We start from the raw sequence: 6,132 nt of genomic DNA, 5'->3' as shown, positions 1-6,132 counted from the left end.
GAGCAGCAGAAGGCTTTATTCGTGGTTACTGGAGCAGTGAAGATCTGGTCAATGTAATTCGTATTCTAGCGCGTAATCGTGATGTGCTTGATCGGATGAATCAAAATGTGGTGGCAAAAGCTAGCCAGTTGGTACTCAAAGCTTGGTATAAATCCCGCAAGAATTCGATTGATGGTAGTCGTCAGAATATTGCTGAGCATTATGACTTGAGCAATGATTTTTTTAAATTGTTCTTAGATTCCAACATGATGTATTCCAGTGCAGTGTTTAAAGAGCCGGGCATGAGCCTGGAACAGGCTTCGGATTATAAAAAAGAGCTGATCTGTCAGAAACTGCAGTTACAACCGATGGATCATTTAGTTGAAATTGGCAGTGGCTGGGGAGGTTTTGCTATTTATGCGGCTCAGCATTATGGCTGCAAGGTCACCACCATCACCATTTCCAAGGCACAGTATGATGAAGCCGTGGCCCGGATCGCTGCAGCCGGACTGTCACATCGAGTTGATGTGCAACTAAAAGACTACCGCCTACTGGAAGGCAAATACGACAAACTGGTGTCGATTGAAATGATCGAGGCGGTAGGTGAGCAGTATTTGCCGACCTATTTTCATAAATGCCGTGAGCTGCTGAAACCGAATGGTCTGGCCCTGATCCAGGCCATCACCATTGAAGATGCACGCTATGCCAAAGCCCTGAATACTGTGGACTATATCAAGCGCTATATCTTCCCGGGTAGTTTTATCCCCTGCATCAGTGTCATGACCCAAGCCGCTTCCGAACAGAAACTGCGTCTCAAGCATCTGGAAGATATTGGCCAGAGCTATGCCCAAACCCTGAACTGCTGGCGTCAGCGTTTTCTGGAGCAGCGTGATCAGGTACTACAACTTGGTTTTGATGAGCGCTTTATCCGCATGTGGGATTTTTATCTGTGTTATTGCGAAGGCGGTTTCAGGGAAGGTGTGATCAGTGATGTGCATCTGTTGTTTGAAGCCAGTGCCTACTAATCCAAGATAAAATAGGAGGACTGACATGCTACTGAGTTTACTGGTGCTGAATGTTTTTATTATGTTCTGTAGCTGGCTACTGGTGACCTATAACCGAAGAGCAGGCCTAGTCGATGTGGCTTGGAGTTTTAATATTGCGCTTAATGTCATCATTGCGGCTTGGGTAATGGAAACTGCACCGCTGCTGGTGCGCATGTTCTTGGGAATCGCGAGTGGCATCTGGTTTTTACGCCTGACTTGGCATCTGTTACGTCGTTATGCCAATGAAACCCAAGAAGATACCCGTTATGCGAATATGCGCCGGGCAATGGGTGATTACCAGCATCTTGGTTTTCTGGCCTTTTTCATGTTTCAGGCCGGCCTTGTGGTATTGTTTTCCTACCCGATGCTGGAGTTACTGAACATTCCAGCCCAGCAGTGGAATGACTGGACCTCACTTACAGTACTTGTGGCGGGCATAATCATGTTGCTGGCACTGATTGGGGAAAGTGTTGCTGACCAGCAACTTTTCCGTTTTAAGCTCAATCCCCACAATACGGGTAAAACTATGGATCGAGGGCTGTGGAAATATTCACGCCATCCGAACTACTTTTTTGAATGGCTGCACTGGTTTGTCTATCCAGTCCTAGGCCTGGCGGCAGGCATCTATGATTTATGGCTGTATCCACTGTTGATGTGGCTATTTCTGTACTACTTTACAGGTATTCCTTTTAGTGAAAAACAGGCGCTGGCACATCGCGGTGACAACTATAAAGACTATCAACGACGAACTTCAATGTTTATTCCGTGGCCACCCAAAGAGTAGGTAAATACATGGACTTTATGATTCAAAAAACCTTAGAACTGATCGAAAATGGTAAGGTGCCAGACCCAGTGATTCGTGCAGGCATTCGTACTTTAAGCAAAAAACGTTTGGCACAAGAAGGTCGGTTTAACCCCGCATTGGCAGCGCAGCGCTATATGGATGTGCTGACCATGCTGAAAAACAGCGAAATTGCCATTGAGACAGACAAAGCCAATGAGCAGCATTATGAACTGCCGACCGCATTTTTTCAGGCAGTACTCGGTAAGCGTCTGAAATATAGTGCGAGTCTATTTGAACATGCCGATACGACGCTAGACCAAGCCGAAGATGCAGCTCTTGCTTGCTACTGCCAGCGAGCACAACTGAAAGACGGGCAGGATATTTTGGAAATTGGCTGCGGTTGGGGTTCTTTAAGTCTATATATGGCCGAGCATTATCCAACGGCCCGTATTACAGTCGTGTCAAATTCTTCAACGCAGCGCGAGTATATTCAGGAACAAGCCCATTTAAAAAAACTGGATAACCTGACGGTGATCACTTGTGATGTCAATGTGTTGCAACTTGAACCTGCCTCTTTTGACCGTGTGGTTTCGGTGGAGATGTTTGAGCATGTACGCAACTATCAAAAATTGTTTGAAAATATTAGTATTTGGCTCAAACCAGATGGCTTATTGTGGTGTCATATTTTCTGTCATCGTTTCTTGCATTATCCGTTTGAAGTCAAAAATGAGTTTGACTGGATGTCGCAATATTTCTTTAGTGGTGGTTTGATGCCAGCAGCCTCAACTTTCCTACATTTTCAGCAGCATTTACAGCTAGAACAGCACTGGCAATGGGCGGGCACGCAGTATGAACGTACCGCAAATGCTTGGCTAGAAAATATGGATGCTAAACAGGCCGAGCTAAAGCCCTTATTTGAACAAACTTATGGCGCGGATGCCGCAATCTGGTGGCAGCGCTGGCGGATTTTCTTTATGGCCTGTGCCGAGCTATTTGGTTATGACCATGGACGCGAGTGGGTGATTGGACACTTTCTGTTGAAGAAGAAAGCCGTATAACTGAACAATGGGATGGGCCAGCGGGGAATGCATCAATGTTAAAGCTGTTTAGGGATAAACGTGATCATCCTCTGGGTGAGGTGTTTAACCGATACTACTGGCTGCAAATCGGATTCATTGCCCTGTCCGTGGTGATTGGGATTGGCTTCAGTGCTTGGGTGATTAAAGGGTCTTTGCTCAGAACAGCGCTAGAACAGGAAATGTCACACTACTGGCAACGATTAGAACGTAATCCTGCCGCAGAATTGCCCGACACCAAAAATCTGTATGGTTACCGCTGGAACACTGTGCCACCGCCCCAATTTAAGACTATGCAGCTTGAGCAAGGGGTGAATCGGCATTTTGTCGATGGCAAGGAACGCATGACCGTTTATGGTGAAAAAGACGGGCAGCATGTGCTTTTGGTTTTTGGCGAAAGCAATGTCAATAAACTGGTCTGGTTGTTTGGTCTGGCACCACTGATGGTCAGCTTGTTTGTACTTTATAGTATGTTATGGTGGTGGAATCGTCGTGCTCGGCGCTATTTTTCTCCCATTACCAGGCTTGCCAACGCACTGGAACATATTGATTGGGAAGACTATAAAAATCAGGCTTCGCCGTTTCAGGACATACGTACCGATTCCAATCTAGAAGCAGAATATCTGAAGCAGGCGTTAGAAAAATATCATCAGGTATTAAGCGAGTTTATTCAGCGTGAGCGTGAATTTACCGGGGATGTCAGCCATGAACTGCGCACGCCACTGACCATTCTAAAAGGCAATGTGCAACTGTGTCAGGCACGCTATGGCGACAACAAATCATTTACTCGCTTGAATAACACCATTGAAGACATGCAACTATTAGTGGACACACTACTGGCTATCGCACGCAACACCACCGATACTTTAACTACTGAACCGACTATGCTTTCTGAATGTCTGGAAAATTTAGTTCAGGATCTAGATAGTGTTAGCGATAACAAAGGCATGCGGATAAATTTTCAAAAAGATTTAGACGAACAGCGACGTAAACTTTATCCGTCGATGACAAAAATGGTATTTGGGAATATTTTGCGGAATGCACTGAATTATTCACAAGGCACAGAAATTGATGTCATTTTGCAAAAAAATACAGTATTGATTGCAGATAATGGTGTCGGCATTCCTTTACCGAATAACTCCAAGGTGCAAGAACTGTCGGGGCAGCAATTGCAATTAGAGATCAAAGGTCATGGCATTGGACTGCAATTGGTACAGAAGTTGTGCAAGCAGCTTGGTTGGCGAGTGGAATTGTTTGATCGGCAGTATTATCTCAATACCCATCAGGATGTTGATCTGGCGATGACGACTGGACTGATTGTCGTCGTGTATTTAAATTAAGGTTGGGCTTCTAGAGCTTAAGCTTCTAAAGTGATCTTTAACCCTACACCTGATATGGTATGAATTAGCTTTTGCTCAAAAGGCTTATCGACCATTTTACGCAGATTATAAATATGACTACGTAGGGCATCGCTTTCAGGCTCTTCATCCCCCCAAAGCTCTATCATAATTTCCTGTTTAGTTAGAACTTTAGGCGAATGACGCATCAGTAGTTTGAGCAGTTTGAACTGAATGGGAGGCAGTTCAATGGGTTGTCCTGCACGAGTCAGTTGCTGTGTTGCAGGGTCCAGAATCAGATCATGAATTTGAAGACGGCCAGACGAGACTTCACCCAGTGAGCGCTTGATCAAAGCTTTGACTCGAACTACCAGCTCATTAAAGTCAAATGGCTTGACTAGATAATCATCCGTGCCTGAATTGAAACCTTTAAGTTTGTCATTCAACGTATCGCGTGCGGTGAGCATCAGCACAGGGAGGTCCATTGCTTCTTTATTTCGTAGCCATTCACATAGTTCATAACCCGAACCATCAGGTAAGTTAATATCTAAAAGTAAAATATGATAGCGTTGCTGTTTGAGTAATTGACGCGCAGCATTTAGGTTTCGAGCATGATCGACCACAAAACCATGCTCTTCTAGAAACTCGCATAAGGTAGATGCCAGTTCGTAATGATCTTCAACCATCAAAATAAAATGTTTAGACATAACTGTAGAGACTACTTTATTAATTGCTGTTTTAATTTAACACTAAATGGCTGAGGACCTAGCCATATATTAAAATATTGCTGGGCCAGTGGGTGCTGCAGTTGGCCCAGATTTTGCTGGTTGAGGGATAAGCTTAGAGATTGCGTGGCATGATTGTATTTCAGACGGTACAGGTCACCGGATCTGACCGGACGATACAGATCGGTGATTGGATTGAAAACAGCCTGAATCTTTTGATCTTTGATATTACGTTGGAGTAGATGTCTGGCTGCACGTTTGAATGCCCATTCTGGAATATTCTGTGTGTAGGAAAACTCCATCTGCATGTTTTGGCCTTGCCAAGGCTGATTACAGTTTTGCGCAAAGTAACTGGCCACACCGACCTGTTTTTGCCCCACCATGAGTGGGCCATTACCACATTTATTTAAGGTTTGTGCATGCGCCCACGAACTAAAATTCCCAATCATCAGTACAGTGGTTATGGCTACTTTTTGAAAGGCAGTACCCATGAATAGGTTCCTCCTACATAAGGTAAAGAACGATACAAACCATTGGCCGGATCCCAGAAGTCTTGTTGAAAAATAATCTGATTGTTTGGGTTGACCTTTATTTCACTGATTCCAAATGAATCCATTGTTCGTGTCTTCCCGAACATTTTAAAATCATAAACCATATGCCAGTGTACATAGGCTGAGTCTTGATAATATGAAGTATTTAATAATCTGACAGTTACATTACTCACCCGCTGGTTCATACCTTGGAAATGTTCAAGCAGTTTTTTACGCGATGAAAATTGCGACAGAGTGTCGTTAATAAAAAGTTGATCTGAATACAGTGCTCCAGCATTTTCAACGAATTTAGGTGTGCCCAAGGTATTAAATGCCGAAGTGAAGCGGGTACCGATTTCTAGTGCTTTTGCATCATCTAAGGGTATTCCTTGAATACTCGCTCTGGCATTTGCATAATCAGATGAATAACGAGGAACACTTTTACATCCTGACAGGAAAAGTACGGGTAAGGATAAGGCAATTGCCATTAACGTTTTGACTTGATTCATGTTTACTGTCCATCTCCACAGTTTATTTTTATACTTTAGGTGAGTTAAGGTGAACAGAATGTGAAGATAGATGCTAAATACAGTACATTGAATAGAATCTAATTAAGGATTAAATTTCACTTTCTTTTTTTTCTTCAGTCATTATC

General features: G+C 43.8%; 7 protein-coding genes. 4 read left to right on the top strand and 3 right to left on the bottom strand.

What is annotated here, in order from left to right:
* The 4 genes from B4033_RS09190 to B4033_RS09175 all read left to right on the top strand — a co-directional run.
* The coding region (locus B4033_RS09190; RefSeq protein ID WP_286833348.1) for an SAM-dependent methyltransferase at positions 1 to 1,004 on the top strand (1,004 nt) is incomplete at its 5' end.
* Positions 1,005 to 1,029: 25 nt separating this feature from the next.
* The gene (locus B4033_RS09185; RefSeq protein ID WP_286833346.1) at positions 1,030 to 1,809 is read left to right on the top strand and encodes a DUF1295 domain-containing protein; all 780 of its coding nucleotides are present in this window, start codon (positions 1,030 to 1,032) and stop codon (positions 1,807 to 1,809) included.
* 8 nt (positions 1,810 to 1,817) lie between these two features.
* The gene (locus B4033_RS09180) at positions 1,818 to 2,867 is read left to right on the top strand and encodes an SAM-dependent methyltransferase (RefSeq protein WP_286833344.1); all 1,050 of its coding nucleotides are present in this window, start codon (positions 1,818 to 1,820) and stop codon (positions 2,865 to 2,867) included.
* A 35-nt stretch (positions 2,868 to 2,902) separates the two neighbouring features.
* Positions 2,903 to 4,225 (top strand): sensor histidine kinase, encoded by a 1,323-nt coding sequence (locus tag B4033_RS09175; RefSeq protein WP_286833349.1) that lies wholly within the window; start codon positions 2,903 to 2,905, stop codon positions 4,223 to 4,225.
* A 17-nt stretch (positions 4,226 to 4,242) separates the two neighbouring features.
* On the opposite strand, the gene B4033_RS09170 is transcribed toward B4033_RS09175, so the two are convergent.
* From B4033_RS09170 to B4033_RS09160, 3 genes are read right to left on the bottom strand one after another with little or no spacing between them, the layout of a single operon-like run.
* A complete protein-coding gene (locus B4033_RS09170; protein WP_045795869.1) occupies positions 4,243 to 4,929 on the bottom strand; it encodes a response regulator transcription factor in 687 nt (228 codons plus the stop codon).
* 11 nt (positions 4,930 to 4,940) lie between these two features.
* Positions 4,941 to 5,438 (bottom strand): chalcone isomerase family protein, encoded by a 498-nt coding sequence (locus B4033_RS09165; RefSeq protein WP_104988174.1) that lies wholly within the window; start codon positions 5,436 to 5,438, stop codon positions 4,941 to 4,943.
* Complete coding sequence (locus tag B4033_RS09160) at positions 5,414 to 5,986, bottom strand: nuclear transport factor 2 family protein (RefSeq protein WP_045795871.1); 573 nt, start codon at positions 5,984 to 5,986, stop codon at positions 5,414 to 5,416. Before B4033_RS09160 ends, B4033_RS09165 begins: the two co-directional genes overlap by 25 nt.
* Positions 5,987 to 6,132 lie beyond the last annotated feature (146 nt).

This window comes from Acinetobacter sp. UBA3132, assembly GCF_002364825.1.
Classification (GTDB): domain Bacteria; phylum Pseudomonadota; class Gammaproteobacteria; order Pseudomonadales; family Moraxellaceae; genus Acinetobacter; species Acinetobacter schindleri.
Note: the sequence above shows the minus strand (reverse complement) of the source record. Positions and strands in the feature narration are given on the sequence as shown.